The organism is Luteibacter sp. UNC138MFCol5.1 (assembly GCF_900110505.1).
Classification (GTDB): Bacteria; Pseudomonadota; Gammaproteobacteria; order Xanthomonadales; family Rhodanobacteraceae; genus Luteibacter.
This window is the reverse complement of record NZ_FODZ01000004.1, coordinates 346,690-366,960: the sequence shown is the minus strand read 5'-3', so window position 1 is coordinate 366,960 and position 20,271 is coordinate 346,690. Positions and strand designations below refer to the sequence as shown.

Below are 20,271 nucleotides of genomic sequence, written 5' to 3'. Positions count from 1 at the left end.
TCGCCGGAGACGCTGCCCATGATGCATCCCGCTTCGCCACGACGGTCGGTGGTGGCAAACGCCGTCTACGGCGTGCTGAATCCGATTCCCTTCGGCTTCTTCGTCGGCGCGCTCATCTTCGATGCCACCTATGCCGCGACCGGCACCATCCTCTGGGCGAGGGGAGCCGCCTGGCTGGTGTCGCTCGGGCTCGTCTTCGCCGTGGTTCCGCGGCTCGTCAACCTGACGCAGGTGTGGATCACGTCGCGCCGGATCAGCACCCCTGCGGATCGGCTCGACTTCTGGCTCAACCTCGTGGCGATCGTGGTCGCGGTGTTCAACGCCCTCGTCCATACGCGCGACGCCTATGCGATCGTCCCGGCCGGTGTGTGGCTGTCGGTGCTGACCGTGCTGCCGATCGCCGCCGGTCACGTCGTCATCGCCACGCGTGGCGGTACCCAGCGGGAGACCGCGCATGCGTAAGGCCACGATGCTCACCGTGACCTGCGCCGTGCTCCTGAGCGCCTGCGGCGACAAGGCGTCGCTGGAGCCGGTGCAGCAGTCCGGCGCGGAACCGTCGCTGCCGAAAGCGAAGCTTTTTCTCTTGCCGCCCATCCAGGTGCCGGATTTCGTGGGCTGGAAGCAGGGCGCGGCGCCTTCGGTGGCGGCGGGCCTCTCGATCGAGAAGATCGCCGATGGCCTGAAGCATCCGCGCCAGCTCCTGACCTTGCCCAACGGCGACGTCCTCGTCGTCGAAGCCAACAGCCCGGGCGAGGAAGCCGTCACCACGCCGAAGCAGTTGCTGGCGGCCCTGGCCAAGAGCGAGTCGGGCAAGGCCGCCAAGGGCGGGGACCGCATCACGCTCCTGCGCAGGAGCGGAAGTGGCCCATGGGAGAAGCACGTCTTTCTCGAGAACCTGCATTCGCCGTTCGGCGTGCAGCTCATCGGCGATTCGCTTTATGTCGCGAATACCGATGCGATCGTCAGGTTCCCGTACGAGAAAGGCCAGACGCGCATCACGGCGCCCGGCGTCGAGTTCGCCGATCTGCCTTCGACGATCAACCACCACTGGACCAAGGCGCTGGAAGCGAACCCCGACGGTACGAAGCTCTACGTGGGCGTCGGCTCGAACAGCAACGTCACCGAGAACGGTCTGGAGGTGGAGTACCGCCGCGCGGCGGTGCTGGAGGTGGATGTCGCGACGGGCGGCAGCCGCATCTATGCCTCGGGCATCCGCAATCCGACGGGCCTGCAATGGAACCCGTCGACGAACACCCTCTGGGCCATCGCGAACGAACGGGACGAGATCGGCGGCGACCTCGTGCCCGATTACATGACCTCGGTCACCGAAGGCGGTTTCTACGGCTGGCCTTACAGTTACTACGGGCAGCATGTCGATACGCGCGTGACACCGCAGCGGCCGGATCTGGTCAGGAAGGCCATCCGGCCCGATTACGCGCTGGGATCGCACGTGGCGGCGCTCGGTTTCCTCCTGACCCGGCAGAACGCGCTGCCGGCGCAGTTTCAGGAAGGTGCGTTCGTCAGCGAGCACGGCAGCTGGAACCGCTCGCCGCTCAGCGGATACGAAGTCGTGTTCGTCCCGTTCCGTGACGGCAAGCCCGCAGGGAAGCCGCAAACGGTGGTGACCGGCTTCCATTCGAGCGACGAGTCCGAACTCTACGGCGCACCGGTCGGCGTGGTGCTGGACAAGGACGGCGCGCTCCTGGTCGCCGACGATGTGGGCAACACGGTCTGGCGGGTGTCGGCCGCCGCACCCTGAGGCATGTCACCGTACGGTCAGTCCAGTGGCGCCATGTCGAAGAGAAGCACTTCGCCGTCGACGCCGTCGCTCAACTCGACGCGGTTCTCGCCGGTGATCTTCGCCGCGTCGCCCGCGTTGAGCGGATGGCCGTTCACGTGCACCGTGCCACGGACCACGTGCACGTAGACGATGCGCTCGAAATCGATCGTGTGGTGCGCCGACTCGTCGGGGCCGAACAGCCCGGCGTACAGGCGCACGTCCTGGTTGACCGTCACCGAACCGTGCTCGCCGCGCTCGCTCGCGACGAGGCGCAGCTTGCCGCGCTTCTCGGCGTCCGGGAAGAAGGTCTGCTGGTAGCCCGGCTTCAGGTGCAACCGGTTCGGGATGATCCAGATCTGCAGAAAGTGCGTCACGGTGCTGGCGTGGTTCTCCTCGGAGTGCGTCACGCCGGTTCCCGCGGACATGATCTGCACCTCGCCGGGCCGGATAACGACCTTGTTGCCCATCGAGTCGGTATGGGCCAGCTCGCCCTCGAGCACGTAGCTGATGATTTCCATGTCGCGGTGCGAGTGCGTGCCGAAGCCCGCGCCAGGCGCCACGCGGTCCTCGTTGATGACACGCAGCGGGCCGAAATGGACGTGGTCCTCGTCGCGGTAATCTGCGAACGAGAAGCTGTGATGGGAATCGAGCCAGCCATGGTTGGCATGGCCGCGGTCGGCGGCGTGACGGATGACGAACATGGGCATCTCCAGGGAATGCCGCCAACTTAGCGCTTGTCGCCCCGGTTCTATTGCATAAATGCGATGCCTTCCGCGGCCCGCTGGCACGTGTTCGTGCGTGTGCGGTGTCGCGACGACCGATCGCCTCGCCGTGGGCACCGGCGTGCGCCGGTGCGACGTGAGGGGGTGTGAGCGCCTGCGTGAACCCGTCACCCCGGCGCACGCCGGGGTCCACGTCCTCGGTCCATGCGGGAGGGCGGTCGACGACGGCGCGCGAACCGCATAGACCGTTCGACCGAATGGCACGCGCGTGGGCGATGGGCTCTACTGGCCGCGAGGACGGCCGATCGTCGCCGTCCCATCGGAGGCAGGCGATGGACAACGTCGGAACCGGCAGGGTACCGGCTATCGTGATGGGGCGCGGCCCGACCGCGCTGGGCATCCTGCGAAGCGTCGCGCTCGCAGGAATTCCGGCGTATGTGGCGTGCCCGCCCGACGACCTGGTGGTCCATTCGCGCTGGTACCGGCCGACGCCGGGCATGCCGTGGGACGGGCGTCCCGGGCCGCAGGCGCTCGACGCGCTGCGGGCGATGCCGCTCGAGCGCGCCGTGATCATTCCCGGCGCCGACGATGCCGCCATGTGGCTGGCCGACCTGCCATCGACCGACCTCGGTTCCCGATTCCTCGTGTCCACCTCGACCCGCGCCACGCAGGAGCTGCTGCAGGACAAGTCCGTGTTCGCCGGTTACCTGGCCGCGATCCGCGTGCCGCACCCGCGCACCTATCGCCTGTCCTCGCTGGACGATGTCGAGGCCGTTCCGTTCGAGCGGCTGGACCGGGTCTTCATCAAGCCCGTTAACTCGCAGAAGTTCAGCGACGTGACCGGTGTGAAGGGCGTCTGGGTCGACAGTCGTGTCGCGATGGCGGAGGCCTGGGCGCGTTTCCACGCGCAGGGCTTCTCCGTGATGGCGCAGGAGTACGTGCCCGGCCCCGCGACGGAACACTTCTTCGTGGACGGCTTCCGCGACGCGCATGGGCGCTATGCGGGCCTCTTCGCGCGGCGCCGCCGGCGCATGTCGCCCCCGGATTTCGGCAACAGCTCGTGCTCGGCGTCGGTGCCGCTCGTCGAGGTGGGCGACGCGGTGCGGCATGTGCGCCGTCTGCTCGACGGACTGGATTATCGCGGCATCTTCAGCGCCGAATTCAAGCGCGACCCGCGCGACGGCGCGTTCCGCATCCTCGAGGTGAACACGCGGGCATGGACGTACGTGGAGTTCGCCGCGCGCCGGGGCGTGAACGTGTGCGACATGGCCTGGCACGACGCGCAAGGCCTGCCGGTGGCGAAGGCCTCCCGTGACTATGCCGAAGGGAAACTCTGCGTCGACCTGCACCACGACCTGGCCTCTGTCCGGCGTGCGCGAGGCCAGCGCGCCGATTCGCTCGCGCACATCGCGCTGCAATGGCTGTCGGCCGACTTCCACGTCTTCCGCATGGACGATCCCAAGCCCGCGCTGCACGGGCTGACCGCCATGCTACGACGTCGCTCCGCGGCGGTGAGGGCCGCCTTGCGACGGCTCGGTCCGCGGGCCGTCAGAAACTGAGCCCGCCGACGAAGGACACGTTGCTGCGATCCGCCAGCAGGTTGTACCTGCCACCGAACAGGCGCGAGAACGCCGTTTCGACGAAGTAGCGTTTGCCCCAGTCGATCCGGAGGCCGGTGCGCGCGAGCATGCGGCCTTCGACGAAGGTGCTGTCGTACGAGTAGCCCCTGATGTCCTTGGCGAGCGTCAGCGAGAGTGTGAGATCGCCACCGAGGACGGCGTTGCCGTAGGTGGCCGACGCCCTTCCACGCAGGCCCCACGCGTTCGTCGACACGTAGCCTTCGTACCTGCACGTCTTGCCCGTCACGCCGTTGACGCCGGGAAGGGTTTCGGTGCATGCGGTGAGCTTGTCGCCGACGTAGTACGGCGCGCCACCGTAGGCGAGTCCGCGGCCGTAGCGGAATACCGCGGGGTCGGGGAGCGTGCTGACGTGGCTGTAGCCGATCTCGGCCGCGAGGCCGACGCTGTCCGCGCCGAGCACCTTCGGAAACAGCTTGCTGCCGCCGAGGTTCGCGGTGAGCACCGGATGCCGGTCGTAACCTTCGAAGGTCTGTCCCGCAGGCACCGAAAGGATCTTGCGCTGCTCTTCGAGGATCGACGTCGGCGAGCGCAGCAAGCCGGCGAGCAGGAGATCGATCGGGCTGTAGCCGATCGGCTGGTCCTTGCGATACGCGACCTCGCCATAGAGTTTCGCCGTCGGTGCGAACTTCGTATCGAAGCTCACCCCGTAGACGTGCACGCCCTTGGGGTAGACGAGACCGTACTTGAGGCCGTTCGGATCGGTGAGCCGGGCCAGGGCGCCGGGGATGCCTGCGGGCAGCGTCGCGCCGTTCACGTTCTCGATCGTCAGGCTGTACACGTTGCGCAAGGTGTTGTCGGAACGCGCGGCGTAGGCGCGGAAATCGGTGGCCCAGTCGGCGACGGTGTAGCGGACCGACACACCGTATTGCCCCGATCCGTTCGGTTGGCGCTGGTCGTCGCGATGCAGGTAGTAGCCGTTGGCGAGCAGCGCGCGCTCGGTCAGCGTGTCCGGCGTCGCCAGTGGCGTACCGGGCAGCGGTGCGCCGAAGGGACCGACGATGTTGCAACCCTGCGGGATCACCGACGCGGCGTCGAAGAAGGTGCCGCATCCGGGAATGTTCGCGGGCCGGAATTCGTAGGGCACGTAGGCGTCCACGCCCCAGTCCTTGCCGAAGGCGAGGCTCAGGCTGACCATGCCGATAGGTACCCTGGCTTCCTGGGGCAGGGCGCCTGGCCGTACCTGGGCCGCGGTGTCGTACGGGTTGGTCACGGCACCGATGCCGCCGGTGAAGAACTGCGACGCGCCCCACCCGAGCACCTGCCGGCCGATGCGAAGATCGCCGCGCGTGTCGCCGGCGCCGTCGAAGCGCCAGTACGCGTAGGCGTCGCGGGCCCGCACGTTGCTGAACTTCGCGTCGGGTGCGAAGCCGCGATCCGACAGCGGCCGGTCCGGCGTGAAGCCATTCGGATTGTTGCCGTAGCGCGCGTCGGTGTGACCGAGCGTGAAGTCGTGCCAGCCGTCGAGCCGGACGAAGACGCCCGAGGTCTTTCCATGGACGTCGATGTCGACCATCGCCTTGAGCAGCGTGCTCACGGCGTGTCCCTTCCTGAAGTTCAGGTCGGAGCCGCCGGTCTGGCCGACGAGCTGGCCCGGCCGCGCGCCGGGCACCGCGGTCGATGGAATCAGGGCGTAGGTCGACGGAGCCGGATCGGACGTGCGGACGATCGTCCCGAGCGTGGCGACCGTGCGAACGCTCGCCGTGACGCCATCGGTCAGCCTGAATTCGGCGGCATGCCCCGATGCGGCGCTGCCGGCCAGTGCGGCCGCGACGGCCCAAGTGCGGTTGTTCATGACACCCCTATCTCTGCGATGGATGGATACGGGAGGAGTTCGCGATCGGCAGGCGCGTCGTGCCCGGAATCGCCCGCGGCGGGCATGACCCGCCCCTCCAGCGATTTCCCTTGCTGGCCCTGGGACGATTCGGATGTGTACTCACGACGGTTTGGGATGCGGCTCGCCACCTCCCCATGGCGAACCGGTGTTACGGCAGGCGGTAGTCCTTCAGCTGCTCACGCAGCTTGCCCTTCATCACCTTTCCGGTGGCGCCGAGCGGGATCGTGTCGAGGAAGACGACGTCGTCGGGGATCTGCCACTTCGCCGTCTTGCCGGCGTAGAAGGCCAGCAGGTCTTCCCGAGACACCACGCTGCCGGGGCGCCTGACCGCGACGACGATGGGACGTTCGTCCCACTTCGGATGCGGTATGCCGATGCAGGCGGCCAGGGAGATGTCCGGATGCGCGACCGCGATGTTTTCGATGTCGATCGAGCTGATCCACTCGCCGCCGGACTTCACGAGGTCCTTGCTGCGGTCGGTGATCTGCATGAAGCCGTCGGCGTCGATCGTCGCCACGTCGCCCGTGGGGAACCACTCGCGGCCTTGCGCGTCGCGCACGAGCGGCGACCCGGCCTCGCTGTCGAAATAGTCCTTCGCGACCCACGGGCCGCGGACCACCAGCTCGCCGCCGGTCTTCCCGTCCCACGGTAGAGCGCGGCCCTCCTCGTCGAGGATGCCCATGTCGATACCGAAGATGGCTCGGCCCTGTTTCGCCCGAAGCGTGGCCTGTTCGTGCGCCGGCAGGTCGAGCTGGTGGCTCTTCAGCGTGCAGATCGTGCCGAGCGGCGACAGCTCCGTCATGCCCCACGCGTGCAACACCTCGACATCGAATTCGGTCTGGAAGGCGTCGATCATCGCCGGCGGGCAGGCCGAGCCGCCGATGACCGTGCGACGGAGCGAGGAGAACTTCAGCCAGTGGCCGTGCAGGTGGTCGAGCAGCGTTTGCCAGATCGTCGGGACGCCACCGGCGAACGTGACCTGTTCCGACTCGATCAGTTCGTAGATCGACGCGCCGTCGAGCGCGGGTCCGGGAAGCACGAGCTTCGCGCCGGCGAGCGCGCACGAGTACGGCAGGCCCCAGGCGTTGACGTGGAACATCGGCACCACCGGAAGCACCGTGTCGCGCGCCGAGAGGCACATGGCGTCCGGCAGGCTCACGGCGTACGCATGCAACAGCGTCGAGCGATGGCTGTAGACCACGCCCTTCGGGTTGCCCGTCGTGCCGCTCGTGTAGCACAGGCTCGACGCCGTGTTCTCGTCGAACTCCGGCCAGTCGTAGGTGGCCCCATGTTCCGCGATCCACGCCTCGTAGCTCACCAGGTCCGGGATACCCGTGCCGGCGGGCAGGGCGTCGGCGTCGCACAGCGCCACCCAACGTCCGACGGTGGGGCATTGCGCGTGCATGGCCTGGACGATCGGCAGGAACGTGAGGTCGAAGCAGAGGATCCGGTCTTCCGCATGGTTGACGATCCACGCGATCTGGTCGGGGTGCAGGCGCGGGTTGATCGTGTGCAGCACGCGGCCGGAACCGCTGACGCCGTAGTAGAGCTCGAGGTGTCGGTAGCCGTTCCAGGCCAGGGTGGCGACGCGCTCGCTGAAGGCGAGGTAGTCCGCTTCGATCGCATTGGCGACCTGCCGCGAGCGCGACGCGACCGCGCGCCAGGTGGTCCGGTGGATGTCGCCTTCCACCCGCCGCGAAACGATTTCGGTGTCGCCGTGCTGGCGGCTGGCGAACTCGATCAGCGACGAGATCAGGAGGGGTTGGTCTTGCATCAGGCCAAGCATGACGATGTACCTCGCGGCCTTCAGGCCGTCCTGAAGGCGAATTCTTCGAGATGGCCCGACGCGTTGGCCGCGCGGCCCGGATCGGCGGGGAGTTCGACGTCGAAGTGTCGCTTCAGCACGTCGCAGATCAGCTCGTAGCACGAGCCGATGCGCACGGCCTCCACGTTGCCGTTGCCGAAGCGCAGGATCGTCGCGGAGCGCTGGTAGGTGTGGTATTTGCGCAGGCCGTAATCGATCACCACGTCCGCGATGTCGATCAGTTCCTGCGGAATGTCCTCGACGCGGAAGCGCGGGCCCGTGCCCGTGAGATTGGCCGACGAGCCGAAGATCGGCAGGCCCGCCTCGCGGGAGAGGCGGCAGACTTCGTCGAAGAGCTTCCCGGCGTTTAGCAGCATGCCCAGCGTGCCCTTGCCGGTGCTCGCCGCGAGCGTGACGGGATCGAGCTTCGCCAGCATCGGGTGCTCGGGGCGGAATGCCGCCACGGCGCCAAGCGTGAGGTTGTAGTCCTGCGTGATGATCTCGATCATGTCCTGGCAGCGCGCGTCGAGCACGTGGAGCTCCCGCTGCATCTCCATCGAGCACATCATCGCGTTGCGCTTGTGCTCGCCGCGGCCCTTCGCCACGAAGATGCGGCGGATCGCCTCCGCCGAGCCACCCATCATCGCGTACCCCGCGTCGTTGGGAATGATCGCGATGCCGCCGAGTGCGAGCGCGTCGAAAATGCGCTGCGCGTCGTCTTTGATGTTCAGTCTGGTCATACGTGTGCCTTCTTCGTTGATCCGTATCAGTGGTTGCCCACGAACTGCATGTCGAGCGAGCGCCGGTTCGTCTGTATGCCGAACAGCCCGACGATCACCGCCTGGGCGACGAGCAGGCCGATGAGGCTGTAGACGACGGCGTTGACGCCATTGATAGCGTAGAGCTGCGCCACGGCCTGCGGCGCGACGATGGCGACCGCGCGGCCGGCCACGCTCGAGATGCCGGCGCCGCGGAGGCGCAGCTCCGTGGGAAACAGTTCGGGGACGTAGGTCGTCCAGCCCATCGTCGTGCCGAGGTACAGCGAGGCGATCAGCGCGATGCCGACGGCCGTCGTGGCCTCGAGGCTGCCCGCGTTGGCGTAGGCGTAGCCGAGCACGGCGGAGATCACCGAGGCCAGGACGATCCAGTGCTTCCGGCTCCAGCGATCGATGAGCAGGCCGGCGAGGAAGACGCCGGCGAGGCTGCCGGTCGAAATGAGCGCCGTGTGTCCGAGCGAGGCCTGCACCGCGAGACCCTGCTTCACGAGGAACGTGGGCAACCAGATGATGAAGCCGTAGAGCGCGCTCAGGGCGACGACGTTCAGCGTGACGCCGATGACGGTCGAGCGGAGGATCGGCGAGCGGAAGAGGTCCCGCGTCGTGAACGTGGATGCGGCGACGACGCGCGCGTTCGCGAGCGGCGGGAACGGCTTGCCCGTCTGCGTGGACACCTCCGCCTCGATGCGATCCAGGATCGCGTCGGCCTCCCGCCAGCGTCCGACCAGTTCCAGCCAGCGCGGCGATTCCGGCATGCTCTTGCGCATGGCCCACACCACCAGCCCACCCGCGCCGGCGATGACGAACATCCAGCGCCAGCCGAACGTCGGGATGACGAGATAGCCCACCAGGTTCGACGCCAGCAGCGACGCGGTGGCGACGAACAGCAGCACGGCGCTCCAGCGCCCGCGGGTGGCGGGCGGCACGAACTCCGAGATGGTCGCGTAGCCGACGACGATCTCCGCGCCCAGCCCGATGCTCATGAGGAAGCGCAGCGCGATCAGCCACTCCATGTTCGGCGCGAACGCCGCGGCGACCGACATCGAGCCGAACAGGCCGAGATTGAACTGGAAGGTGAACTTGCGACCGCGCCGGTCGCCCAGCCACCCCGCGAAGAACGCGCCGATCAGCGCGCCCAGCGCGCCGGCCGAGGCGAACAGCGCGTTCGCGTGGATATCGGCCCAGCCGGACGCCGCGAGTGCGGGCATGATGCCGCTCGCCATGTAGAGGTCGAAGCCGTCGAAGAACAGGCCGAGACCGATCATCATCGCCATGCGGCGATGGAAGGACGCCGTGGGCAGGCGGTCGAGCCGCTGCGCGGCGGTGGCGCGATCCGGCGGCGCGGGTGTTCCCGTGCCGTCGACGATCTGGAAGGTCTCGCTTTTCACGTTTGTCTCCGATGTCACGCTTCGCGTGTCCCGGGCGCCGAGGTCATCGACGATTCGAGGGTGGGTTCAGATCGACCAGACCCACGGCCGTGCCGCGCGGTCTGCGTTTTGCCATGCGCGGATGGCGTCGTCGTCCTTGAGGGTCCGGTCGATGTCGTCCAGGCCGGTGAGCAACGCCTCCCGGCGCTGGGCATCGACGGTGAACGACAGCGGGGGCTGTCCGGGCGGCTCCAGGCGGAGCCGTTCGAGATCGACTTTCAGCGGCGCGCCCGTGCGGCAGAGGCTGCCGATGGCCTCGACCTCGTCGGCCGGCAGGCGGATGGGAAGCACGCCGTTCTGAAAGCAGTTGCTGTAGAAGATGTCGCCGAAGCTGGGCGCGATGACGCAACGGACGCCCATCTCGCGCAATGCCCACACGGCGCCCTCGCGCGACGAACCGCAGCCGAAGTTCTCGCCGGCGAGAAGGAACGGCGCGCGACGGAACCGGGGCTGGTTCATCACGAAGTCCGGGTCTTCGCTGCCGTCGGGGCGATAACGCAGCGATTCGAAGCCGTAGGGGCCGAGCTCGCCACGCGGGAGCGTGGTGAGACGCTCGATGCGGATGATGACGTCGGTATCGATGTTCGGCTTCGGGAGCCAGGCGGCCGGCCCCGATACGGTGGTGAACGGCTCGCGTTTCACGGTCATGCTCCCGTCACCTGCGCCACGTCGACGATCGCGCCCGCGATCGCGGCGGCGGCCGCCATCGGCGGACTCGCCAGGTGCGTGCGCGCACCGGGTCCCTGGCGCCCGACGAAGTTGCGGTTCGACGTGGATACCGAGCGCTGGCCCGGCGGCACGCGTTCGCCGTTGGCCGCCACGCACATGCTGCAGCCCGGCTCGCGCCACTGGAACCCGGCGGCGAGGAAGACATCGTGCAGCCCTTCGGCTTCGGCGGCGCGCTTGACGGATTCGGATCCCGGCACCACCCACGCCGTGACGCCCGGCGCGACGTGCCGGTCGCGCGCGACCTCGGCCGCGGCGCGCAGGTCGCTCAGGCGCGCGTTGGCGCAGGAGCCGATGAATACCCAGTCCACGGGCGTCCCCGCGATCGGCTGCCCGGCGGTCAGGCCCATGTAGTCCAGCGCGGCACGCAGCGCCTCGCGCTGCGTCGCCTCGCGCACGTCCATCGGATCCGGGACGTTGGCGTCGATCGCCAGGGCATGTTCGGGACTGGTGCCCCAGGTCACGGTGGCGCGTACCGCCGAGGCGTCGATGATTTCCTCGCGGTCCGGCTGCGAATCCGGATCGCTGGCGAGGGTGCGCCAGTGAGCCACGGCCCGATCGAAGTCCTCGCCGGTGGGCGCGAAGGGACGGCCGCGCAGGTAATCGAAGGTGCGCTGGTCCGGCGCGACGATGCCAGCCCGCGCGCCGAGCTCCACCGACAGGTTGCACAGCGTGAGTCGCCCTTCGACGCCCAGGGCCTCGATGGCGGGGCCGGTGTATTCGATGACGCTCTCGACGCCGGCGGAAGCGCCCAGCTTCCCGATGATGTGCAGCGCGAGGTCCTTCGCCGTCACGCCGGCGCCAAGGCGTCCTTCGCAACGGATGCGCAGCTCCCTGGGTTTGCGCATCCGCAAGGTCTGCGTGGCGAGCGCATGCGTGCTCTCCGACGAGCCGACGCCGAACGCGAGCGCGCCGAGGCCGCCGTTCGTGCACGTATGGCTGTCGCCGCAGATGACCGTCAAGCCCGGGAGCACGATGCCGAGTTCCGGGCCCATCACGTGGACGATGCCCTGGCCCGGCTCGCCGAGGTCGAACAGGCGCACGTTCATCGCCGCGCTGCGGCTCTTCAGGGCCGCATGCAACTTTCCGCCTTGTGGAAACGTGGTGGCGACACGTCCCGGCTGGCTCGACACGGCGTGGTCCGGCGTCGCGAACACGAGGCGGGCGTCGTGGAGACCGAGGCCACGTTCGGCGACTTCCGCGAGTGCCGGCGGCCCGGAGAGGTCGTGCAGCAGGTGGCGATCGATGTGGAGCAGGGCCCAGCCGTCGCCGAGGTCGCGCACCACGTGCGCGTCCCACAGTTTGTCGAAGAGAGTACGGGCGGTCATGGCGTCGTCACGTCCTCGCCGAGGAAACGCGAACGCAGCGCGTCCCAGCGATCGGCATCGAACCGGCGGAACATCTGCGTGATGTTCTGCTCGCGCGGCGGCGATACCCGCGTGCGGCGAAGCGTCGCCAGCACGGCGTCGGCGGCGTCGATCGTGGCCATGAAGACCAGTGCCGGGAGGATCGCCATCCGGTAGCCCATCGACTCCGCCTCGCCGAGATCCGACAGAGGCGTGCGACCGCCGGGCACGACGTTGAGGACGCAGGGACCGGCGACGAGTCGTGGTACCGACGCCGCTTCGTCGAGCGTCTGCGTGGCTTCGACGAACGCCATGTCGGCGCCCGCGTCGAGCGCCGCGTTGGCGCGCCAGACGGCCTCGTCGAAACCGAGCACGGCGCGGGCGTCGGTGCGCGCGATGATGCCGAAGCCGGGATGGCGGCGCGCCGCCACGGCGGCGCGGACCTTGGCCAGGAATTCCTGACGCGACACGACTTCCTTGCCGTCGAGGTGGCCGCAGCGCTTGGGCATCACCTGATCCTCGATGTGGATCGCCGCGACGCCGCGCGCTTCGTACTCGCGGACGCAGCGGGTGACATTCAGTTCATTACCGAAGCCGGTGTCCGCGTCGGCGATCAGGGGGATACCGATCGCGCGCGCCATCGTGCCGGCGTTCTCGACCATCTCCGTCATGGTGATCAGGCCGAGGTCGGGGTAGCCGCGTGCGAGGGCGGTGCCCGCGCCGGTCATGTACGCGGCGGCGAAGCCGGCCTCTTCGATCAGCCGCGCACCGATCGCGTCGTACGCACCCGGCACGATCGTCATGCCGGGCGCCGCGAGCAACGCACCGAGTCCCGAGGATTCAGACATACACCGACACCCGTTCCGTACCCACCAAAGTTGTCTAGAGTGTTGAACAACTAGACATGGGGCGTCAAGCGTCTGTTATGCTGCACTGCATGAAAAATGAAGGACTTACGCGCACAAAAGGGACGGCCTTGCACAGGCAGATTTTCCTCGTGCTCAAGGACGGCATCGCGCAAGGGACCTACGCACCGGGCACGGCGCTGCCGAAGGAAGAGGCGCTCGTGCAGCTCTTCGGCGTGGCGCGTGCGACGGTGCGCAGAGCGCTCGCCGATCTCGAAGCGGAAGGACTCGTGCAGCGCCGTCACGGCAGCGGCACCTACGTCACCGACAACCTCACCACCGGTGCGAATCTATCGGCGCTGAGCTTCATCGACGAACTGAAACACACCGCGCAGTCGACGGATGTGCGCGTCGTGACGCTCGAAACGATCGCGCCGCCTCCTGGCATCAACGCGTTCCTGCGGATTCCGCGTCCGGGCCGCGTCGTGCACGCGGTGCGCGTGCGCGTCGCCAGCGACACGCCGTTGATGATCACCGAAGCCTGGGTGCCGGCGGACATCGGCAAGGACATCACGACGGCGGCGCTGAAGCGCAGTCCGATGTACGCGCTGCTCAACGCGATGGGCGTGCGCTTCGGACGCGTGGTGCAGGAGATCAGCGCCGAGTCGGCGGATCCGTATCGCGCGAAGCTGCTCGAATGCGACCTCAGCACCGCGCTGATCCGCATGTCGCGCGTGATGCACGATCACACCGGACGTCCGGTGATGTACGTCACCGCGCACCTCACGCCACGGTACAGCCGCATCCTGATGGAAGTGCCGGGCGACGCGATCGACACGCTGAGCGCGGGCCACATCATCCACGACCCGTCGCTGGTGGGAAACGCCGCCACGCGAAGCAAGCGTTCGCGGACGTAGCGGGGCAGGGGGCGACGCGTGTCGCCCCGTGACGGTCACATGCCCGCGTAGTTCGGTCCGCCACCACCCTGTGGCGCGACCCAGACGATGTTCTGCATCGGATCCTTGATGTCGCAGGTCTTGCAGTGCACGCAGTTCTGCGCGTTGATCTGCAGCCTGGGCGCACCTTCGTCGACGCCGATGTACTCGTAGACGCCCGCGGGGCAGTACCTGGCCTCCGGGCCGGCGTACTGCGTTAGGTTCACGCGCACGGGCAGCGAGCGGTCCTTCAGCGTGAGATGCGCCGGCTGGTCTTCGTCGTGGTGGGTGCTGGAGAGGAACACCGAACTCAGGCGATCGAAGGTGAGCACGCCGTCGGGTTTCGGGTAGACGATCCGCGGACTCGTCGCGGCCGGGCGCAGGTTGGCGTGGTCGGGCGTATGGTGATGAAGCGTCCAGGGCGGCTCGCGGAAGCCGAGCTTCGGCAGCAGCCATTGTTCGATACCGGTCATCGCCGTCGCGACGGCGCGGCCCTTCTTGAACCATTGCTTGAAGTTCTTCGCCTGGCGCAGTTCGGCATGCAGCCAGCTCCGCTCGAACTCCGCCGGATACGCGCTCAGCTCGTCGTGCGCGCGACCCTCGGCGATGGCGACGAACGCCGCCTCGGCGGCGAGCATGCCGGTCTTGATCGCCGCATGGCTGCCCTTGATGCGGCTCGCATTGAGGAAACCGGCTTCGCAACCCACGAGCGCGCCGCCGGGGAAGACGGTCTTCGGCAGCGAGAGCAGACCGCCCGCGGTGATGGCTCGCGCGCCGTATCCGATCCGCGTGCCGCCTTCGAGGTGTTTGCGGATCGACGGATGCGTCTTGAAGCGCTGGAACTCGTCGAAGGGTGAGAGCCAGGGGTTGCCGTAATCCAGACCGACGACGAAGCCCACGGCGATCTTGCCGTCCTCCGCGTGATAGAGGAACGAGCCGCCGTACGTGTCGTCCTCCAGCGGCCATCCGGCGGTGTGCACCACGAGCCCCGGCTGGTGTCGCGCGGGATCGGCCTGCCACAGCTCCTTGATGCCGATACCGTAGCTCTGCGGATCGCGCCCGTCGTCGAGGCGGAATCGGTCGATGAGTTCGCGGCCGAGCTGACCGCGCGCTCCTTCGGCGAAGATCGTGTAGCGGGCGTGCAACGCCATGCCGAGCTGGAACTGGTCGGTCGGCTGGCCATCCTTGCCGATACCCATGTCACCGGTCGCCACGCCCTTGACCGCACCCGCGTCGTCGTACAGGACTTCCGCCGCGGGAAAGCCGGGGAAGATCTCCACGCCCAGCGCTTCGGCCTGCGTCGCCAGCCAGCGCACGACGGCGCCCAGGCTGACGATGTAGTTGCCTCGGTTGTGGAAGCACGCCGGCAGCAGCCACTCCGGCGTGGCGCGGGCGCCGCTTTCGCCGAGGAACAGGAACTCGTCCCGGGTGACCGGCTGGGTCAGGGGCGCGCCGCGCTCTTTCCAGTCGGGGAAGAGTTCGGTGAGGGCCCTCGGGTCCATGATCGCGCCGGAAAGGATGTGCGCCCCCGGTTCGGAGCCCTTTTCGAGAACGCAGACCGACAGTTCGCGCCCCGCGGCCGCGGCGAGCTGCTTCAGGCGGATGGCGGTGGCGAGGCCGCCGGGACCGGCACCCACGACCACGACGTCGTAGTCCATGGATTCGCGTGGGCCGTGGGCGGCGAGGAGTGCTTCTGGCGTCATGATGCGTTCCGGTCAGAACTGCGCGGGATCGAGCGCCAGCGCGTCCTCGATCGCGTCGGGCGAACGGATCGTGGCGGCATGGCTGCTGGCGCGCGGCAGCACGTGCGCGGCGTAGAAGTGCGCCGTCGCGATCTTCGTCGCGTGGAAGTCCGGATCCTCGTGGCGCCTGGCGGTCGAAAGCAGCAGGGCGCGCGCCATCTGCCATCCGCACAGCACCACGCCGCACAGTTCGAGGTAGGGCACGCCGGCGCCGTAAACGGCGTTCGGGCGCTCCGCGGCGTTCTGGAGCAGGAACGCGATGGCATCGGCCATGAGGTCGCGGCCGGCCCGCAGGTTCCGGCGCATCGTCTCGAAAGCCGGCGTCGCCGCGTCGGCGTGGGCGTCGAGTTCGGCCAGCGTGCCGTCGATCTTCTGCAGGAACCAGCCTGCCGTCGCGCCGCGGTCACGCAGGGTCTTGCGGCCCACCAGATCGTTCGCCTGGATCGCCGTCGTGCCTTCGTAGATCGTCAGGATGCGGGCATCGCGCAGGAACTGCGCCGCACCGGTTTCCTCGACGAAGCCCATGCCGCCGTGGATCTGGATGCCGAGGCTGGCGACGTCGATCGAACGTTCGGTGCTCCAGCCCTTCACGATCGGCACGAGGAATTCGTAGGCGGCGCGATGCAGCGCCTGCTCGTCGGTGTCGGCGACATGGTGCGCCACATCCGAGTAGCCCGCCGCGACATAGGCGAGGGCACGCGCACCTTCGGTCAGGGCGCGCATCTCCATGAGCATGCGCCGGACATCGGGGTGCCGGATGATCGCCACGGCGCCCTTCGCCGAGCCGTCGACGGGGCGGCTCTGCACGCGGTCGCGCGCATAGCCGACGGCTTTCTGATAGGCCGCCTCGGCGACCGCGACGCCTTGCAGGCCGACGGCGTACCGCGCGGCGTTCATCATCACGAACATGTACTCGAGGCCGCGATTGACCTCGCCGACCAGATGACCGACCGCGCCGTCGTACTGCAGCACGGCCGTGGGGCTCGCCTTGATGCCGAGCTTGTGCTCGATCGACACGCATTCCACCGCGTTTCGTTCGCCGGGCGCGCCGTCGTCGCCGACGAGGAACTTCGGCACCGCGAAGAGCGAGATGCCCTTGATGCCTTCCGGTGCGTCCGGCACGCGGGCCAGCACGAGGTGCACGATGTTGTCGGTGAGGTCGTGCTCACCCCAGGTGATGAAGATCTTCGTGCCGTGGATCCGGTGCGAGCCATCGGCCTGCGGTTCGGCGCGCGCGCGCAGGAGCGCCAGATCCGATCCGGCCTGCGGCTCCGTGAGGTTCATGGTGCCGGTCCATTCGCCGGCGATCAGCTTCGGAAGATAGCGCTCCTTCAGCTCGTCGGACGCGGCGGTGAGCAGCGCCTCGATCGCGCCATCGGTGAGCAGCGGGCACAGGCCGAACGACAGGTTCGCCGCCTGCAGCATCTCCGCGCACGGTGCCGAGATCACCTTGGGCAGGCCCTGGCCACCGTATTCGCCCGGATGCGAGATGCCCTGCCAGCCGCCGTCGACGTAGTGCTTGTACGCGTCGCGGAAGCCCGGCGACGAGGTGACCTTGCCGTCGTCCCAGTGGCTGGGCTGGCGGTCGCCCGCGGCGTTCAGCGGGGCGAGGACCTCGCCGCTCAGGTTCGCGGCTTCCTCCAGCACGGCGCGCGCGAGGTCGAGCGTGGCCTCGCTCATGCCGGGAAGACCGGCGATGCGGTCCATGCCGACGAGGTGCTCGAGCACGAAGGTCATGTCCTTCACGGGGGCGGCGTATGTCATGCGGGTATCCAGTCGATGGCGGAATGCGTCACCCGCCATCGTAGGCATCCGGCATGGCGGCGGGTTACCGAATCCCGCCGAGGTACTGACAAAATCCGCCACCCTGGCCGGAGCGTCAGTCCGGGCTGCGGTACGCGCCCGGGGTGCTGCCCGTCCAGCGGCGGAACGCGCGGTGGAACGCGGTCGGGTTGTCGAAACCCACGGCGCCCGCGACTTCCGCGATGGAGGCGTTCGTATGCGTCAGCGTCCGGATGGCGATATCGCGACGCACTTCGTCCTTGATCGCCTGGAAGGTGGTGCCTTCGACGGCGAGCTTGCGGCACAGCGTGCGCTCCGAACAGAACAGGCTTTCCGCGACGTCGCCGGTGGTCGGCATGTCCGGCAGCAGCGCGACGATGCGCTGCCGCACCCGGTGGCAGGTCATCTGCGTGGCCAGCGAGACGAAGATCCAGTCTTCGGGTGCGCGATCGAGGAAACGGCGCAGGTCCGCCTTGCGCTGCCGCACCGGCAGATCGAGGAAGCTCGCGGGAAACGCGATGCGCGTGGAGCGCTGCCTGAAATGCACCGGACCCGGAAACAGGTACAGATAATCGCTGGCCAGCGACGGGGCGGGGAAGTCGAACAGCGCGTCGTCGAGCGGGATGTTCTGCCGCACCAGCCACGAGGCGACGCCGTGGGCGAGCTTGAGCATGAGCATCTTGCCCAGCGGCGTGACGCCCGGACCCTCCGCCGGGGTCGTCAGCTCCAGCGCCCCGACGCCGTCCTCGCTGTGCAGCGTGAGCTGGAAGTCGTCGAGGATCAGATGGAAGAACTGGCAGTAGCGGTGCAGGGCCACCTCGAGGCGCGGCGCATCGAGCAGGCTCAGGCAAAGGAACTTCAGCGACCCGCCACGCAGCGGCCGACTGAAGATACCCGGCATCTCGTCGTCGAATTCGGCGGCCAGCAGACGGTACAGCTGCGAGAACTGCTCCTGCGTGACGCGCGCGCCGGGTTTGCGAAGCAGTCCCGGCGGAATGCCGGATCGCTCGGCGAGACGCGACACGGCGGCGCGATCGGCCCCCGACAGGAAGCCGTTGACAATGGAAATAGGCACCGTCGCGGAGAGGGCGTCCTGATGTGTTCCCATGCGGCGGGTCATTCGGTCTTGCATCGTCTATGCGTCGGGCCGTCCGGCACCGTCATCGCGACATTATGCGGCTGTCCACGATGATGGCGTTACGGCCGGGTCCGACCGTACGCGCCCGATCGCCGAACAGATGGCGTGAGTCTCAGGTTCCCGAAGCGGCGCCGACGCGAAGCAGGACGGAACCGTGCCGCGGCAGGGCTTCGTCGTAGCCCTCGTTTGTCGGGAGCGAGCGATGGTTCCAGAGGTCGCGCACATTCCTCGGCTTCGCGAACCGCTGTCCAAGGCGACTCCACGGGAAGGTGACCCGCGCGGGCGCCTCGCCCCGGTTGAAGAAGCCCACCACCCGCGAGCCGTCGCTCATGTCCCGGACGAGCACCTCCACATCGCCTTGCGTCTCCAGCCGACGCGCGGGCAGGGCGGCGGGATCCTGATCGATGGCGATCACTTCTCGGTTGAGCAGGATGGCCTTGGTTTCGGCGTCCATGCCACGTAGGTCGTTGCCGGCGAGGAGCGGGGCGGGGAGCAGCGACCACAGGCTCATCTGGGTGCGGTATTCGTCCATCGTCATGCCGCCGTTGCCGATCTCCAGCATGTCCGGGTCGTTCCAGTGGCCGGGGCCCGACCATGCGGCCAGATCGAGCTGGCGGAAACCGCGTTCGGACATCGATGACCAGTCGTCGCTGATGTCGGGCGTGGTGCGCCAGAGGTTGGCGCCCGTCCGCGGACCCCATTTCCAGATGTCGAACTGACCGGACTGCGAGAGGCTGTAGACGATCGGCCGGCCCGTCCTGCGCAGCGCCTGGCCCATGCGGCGGAACAGGGCCTGCTGGTTCTCCAGGGTGACCGGATACTGGTCACGGGCGCCGCAGTAATCGTATTTGAGGAAATCCACGCCCCAGGCCGCATAGGTGCGTGCGTCCTGTTCCTCGTGGCCGAAGCTGCCTTCGAATCCGGCGCACGTCTTCGCACCCGGCGACGAGTAGATGCCCAGCTTCAGTCCCCGGGCATGCACGTAATCCGCCAGCGCCTTCATGTCGCCGAACTTGTCGTTCGGGCGTATGGCTCCGGAGGCGTCGCGGACACCTTCCCACGTGTCGTCGATGTTCACGTACACGTAGCCCGCATCGCGCATGCCATTGGCCACCATGGCGTCGGCCATGCCGCGAACGTCTTCCGCGGTGATGCGCCCGGCGAAATGGTTCCAGCTGTTCCAGCCCATGGGGGGAGTCCGGGCGAGGCCGTTCGCCGGCACGGCGTCGACCGGCGGGACGGCTGGCCCGCCGTCACGGGCCGAAGCCATCAGGCACGTGGCCAGGCCGAGGACGAGGGCGGAGTGGCGCAGTACACGATGCGAGGTCATTCGAGCTTCCCTGGGAGGATGCCGGCATGGTACCCGGCCGGCCCCTGCCGCGGCCGCAGGCCGCTCGGATTGTCCCGGCGTCTGCACCGTGGCCTCACATTTTATCCATCACGATATCGCCGGACCCCTGTTCGGTAACCTGCGTGAATTCCAGCCCTTTCAATATCGACGTCGATGTCCAGTCCGTCCCAGGTCGCGGTTATGTCGCGACGTATCTGATCGTCGATCCGGACGGGAACGTTCTTCGTAAGCGCCGCCTGGCCCGGCGCTTCTCCGCCTATTCCGAAGCGATGGCGTGCGCGCTCGACGCCGCCAAGGGCACGGTCGAGTCGCTGGCCGCGTCCGTGCCGGCAGGCGTTCTCGCCTACCAACCCACTCCTTCCGGCGAGATGGCGCTGAACGGCGGCATGCCTTGATGCGCGCGGCGCCGATCGGCCGCCGGGC

At 68.1% G+C, this 20,271-nt stretch carries 17 protein-coding genes; 5 read left to right on the top strand and 12 right to left on the bottom strand.

Going from position 1 to position 20,271, the window contains the following annotated elements:
* The first annotated feature begins 18 nt into the window (after nucleotides 1–18).
* Both BMY69_RS13795 and BMY69_RS13790 read left to right on the top strand, forming a co-directional pair.
* Nucleotides 19–462 carry a DUF2231 domain-containing protein gene (locus BMY69_RS13795; RefSeq protein ID WP_255364554.1) on the top strand — a complete coding sequence of 148 codons (444 nt, stop codon included), beginning with the start codon at nucleotides 19–21 and terminating at the stop codon, nucleotides 460–462.
* Nucleotides 455–1,759, top strand: coding sequence for a PQQ-dependent sugar dehydrogenase (locus tag BMY69_RS13790; RefSeq protein ID WP_177191179.1), 1,305 nt, complete (start codon nucleotides 455–457; stop codon nucleotides 1,757–1,759). Before BMY69_RS13795 ends, BMY69_RS13790 begins: the two co-directional genes overlap by 8 nt.
* 17 nt (nucleotides 1,760–1,776) lie before the next feature.
* On the opposite strand, the gene BMY69_RS13785 is transcribed toward BMY69_RS13790, so the two are convergent.
* Nucleotides 1,777–2,481, bottom strand: coding sequence for a pirin family protein (locus BMY69_RS13785; protein ID WP_090179222.1), 705 nt, complete (start codon nucleotides 2,479–2,481; stop codon nucleotides 1,777–1,779).
* Nucleotides 2,482–2,834: 353 nt separating this feature from the next.
* On the opposite strand from BMY69_RS13785, the gene BMY69_RS13780 reads away from it, so the two are divergent.
* On the top strand, nucleotides 2,835–4,061 hold the full coding sequence (locus BMY69_RS13780) for a carboxylate--amine ligase (protein ID WP_090179219.1): 1,227 nt from the start codon (nucleotides 2,835–2,837) through the stop codon (nucleotides 4,059–4,061).
* On the opposite strand, the gene BMY69_RS13775 is transcribed toward BMY69_RS13780, so the two are convergent.
* The 7 genes from BMY69_RS13775 to BMY69_RS13745 all read right to left on the bottom strand — a co-directional run bounded on the left by BMY69_RS13775 (nucleotide 4,051) and on the right by BMY69_RS13745 (nucleotide 12,903).
* On the bottom strand, nucleotides 4,051–5,934 hold the full coding sequence (locus BMY69_RS13775; protein ID WP_090179216.1) for a DUF1302 domain-containing protein: 1,884 nt from the start codon (nucleotides 5,932–5,934) through the stop codon (nucleotides 4,051–4,053). The genes BMY69_RS13780 and BMY69_RS13775 overlap by 11 nt on opposite strands.
* Before the next feature lie 190 nt (nucleotides 5,935–6,124).
* Nucleotides 6,125–7,762 (bottom strand): 3-(methylthio)propionyl-CoA ligase, encoded by a 1,638-nt coding sequence (locus tag BMY69_RS13770; protein ID WP_090179213.1) that lies wholly within the window; start codon nucleotides 7,760–7,762, stop codon nucleotides 6,125–6,127.
* A gap of 20 nt (nucleotides 7,763–7,782) precedes the next feature.
* On the bottom strand, nucleotides 7,783–8,520 hold the full coding sequence (locus tag BMY69_RS13765) for a Sua5/YciO/YrdC/YwlC family protein (protein WP_090179210.1): 738 nt from the start codon (nucleotides 8,518–8,520) through the stop codon (nucleotides 7,783–7,785).
* A gap of 26 nt (nucleotides 8,521–8,546) precedes the next feature.
* The gene (locus BMY69_RS13760; RefSeq protein WP_090179208.1) at nucleotides 8,547–9,944 is read right to left on the bottom strand and encodes an MFS transporter; all 1,398 of its coding nucleotides are present in this window, start codon (nucleotides 9,942–9,944) and stop codon (nucleotides 8,547–8,549) included.
* Nucleotides 9,945–10,010: 66 nt separating this feature from the next.
* Nucleotides 10,011–10,631 (bottom strand): 3-isopropylmalate dehydratase small subunit, encoded by a 621-nt coding sequence (gene leuD / locus BMY69_RS13755; protein WP_090179207.1) that lies wholly within the window; start codon nucleotides 10,629–10,631, stop codon nucleotides 10,011–10,013.
* Complete coding sequence (gene leuC, locus BMY69_RS13750; protein ID WP_090179204.1) at nucleotides 10,628–12,037, bottom strand: 3-isopropylmalate dehydratase large subunit; 1,410 nt, start codon at nucleotides 12,035–12,037, stop codon at nucleotides 10,628–10,630. The genes leuD and leuC overlap by 4 nt, the downstream gene beginning before the upstream one ends.
* Nucleotides 12,034–12,903, bottom strand: coding sequence for an isocitrate lyase/PEP mutase family protein (locus tag BMY69_RS13745; protein ID WP_090179202.1), 870 nt, complete (start codon nucleotides 12,901–12,903; stop codon nucleotides 12,034–12,036). The genes leuC and BMY69_RS13745 overlap by 4 nt, the downstream gene beginning before the upstream one ends.
* Before the next feature lie 128 nt (nucleotides 12,904–13,031).
* On the opposite strand from BMY69_RS13745, the gene BMY69_RS13740 reads away from it, so the two are divergent.
* Complete coding sequence (locus BMY69_RS13740) at nucleotides 13,032–13,817, top strand: GntR family transcriptional regulator (RefSeq protein ID WP_218143183.1); 786 nt, start codon at nucleotides 13,032–13,034, stop codon at nucleotides 13,815–13,817.
* Between the two features lie 35 nt (nucleotides 13,818–13,852).
* On the opposite strand, the gene BMY69_RS13735 is transcribed toward BMY69_RS13740, so the two are convergent.
* The 4 genes from BMY69_RS13735 to BMY69_RS13720 form a co-directional block, all read right to left on the bottom strand.
* Complete coding sequence (locus BMY69_RS13735) at nucleotides 13,853–15,538, bottom strand: electron transfer flavoprotein-ubiquinone oxidoreductase (protein ID WP_090179198.1); 1,686 nt, start codon at nucleotides 15,536–15,538, stop codon at nucleotides 13,853–13,855.
* Nucleotides 15,539–15,550: 12 nt separating this feature from the next.
* Nucleotides 15,551–17,341 carry an acyl-CoA dehydrogenase gene (locus BMY69_RS13730; protein ID WP_090179195.1) on the bottom strand — a complete coding sequence of 597 codons (1,791 nt, stop codon included), beginning with the start codon at nucleotides 17,339–17,341 and terminating at the stop codon, nucleotides 15,551–15,553.
* A gap of 115 nt (nucleotides 17,342–17,456) precedes the next feature.
* Nucleotides 17,457–18,467, bottom strand: coding sequence for an AraC family transcriptional regulator (locus tag BMY69_RS13725; protein WP_090179452.1), 1,011 nt, complete (start codon nucleotides 18,465–18,467; stop codon nucleotides 17,457–17,459).
* A gap of 142 nt (nucleotides 18,468–18,609) precedes the next feature.
* Nucleotides 18,610–19,827, bottom strand: coding sequence for a glycoside hydrolase family 27 protein (locus tag BMY69_RS13720; RefSeq protein WP_090179193.1), 1,218 nt, complete (start codon nucleotides 19,825–19,827; stop codon nucleotides 18,610–18,612).
* A 143-nt stretch (nucleotides 19,828–19,970) separates the two neighbouring features.
* Here BMY69_RS13720 and BMY69_RS13715 point away from each other — a divergent pair, with 143 nt between their 5' ends.
* Nucleotides 19,971–20,243 (top strand): hypothetical protein, encoded by a 273-nt coding sequence (locus BMY69_RS13715; protein WP_090179191.1) that lies wholly within the window; start codon nucleotides 19,971–19,973, stop codon nucleotides 20,241–20,243.
* The last annotated feature ends 28 nt before the right edge of the window (nucleotides 20,244–20,271 follow it).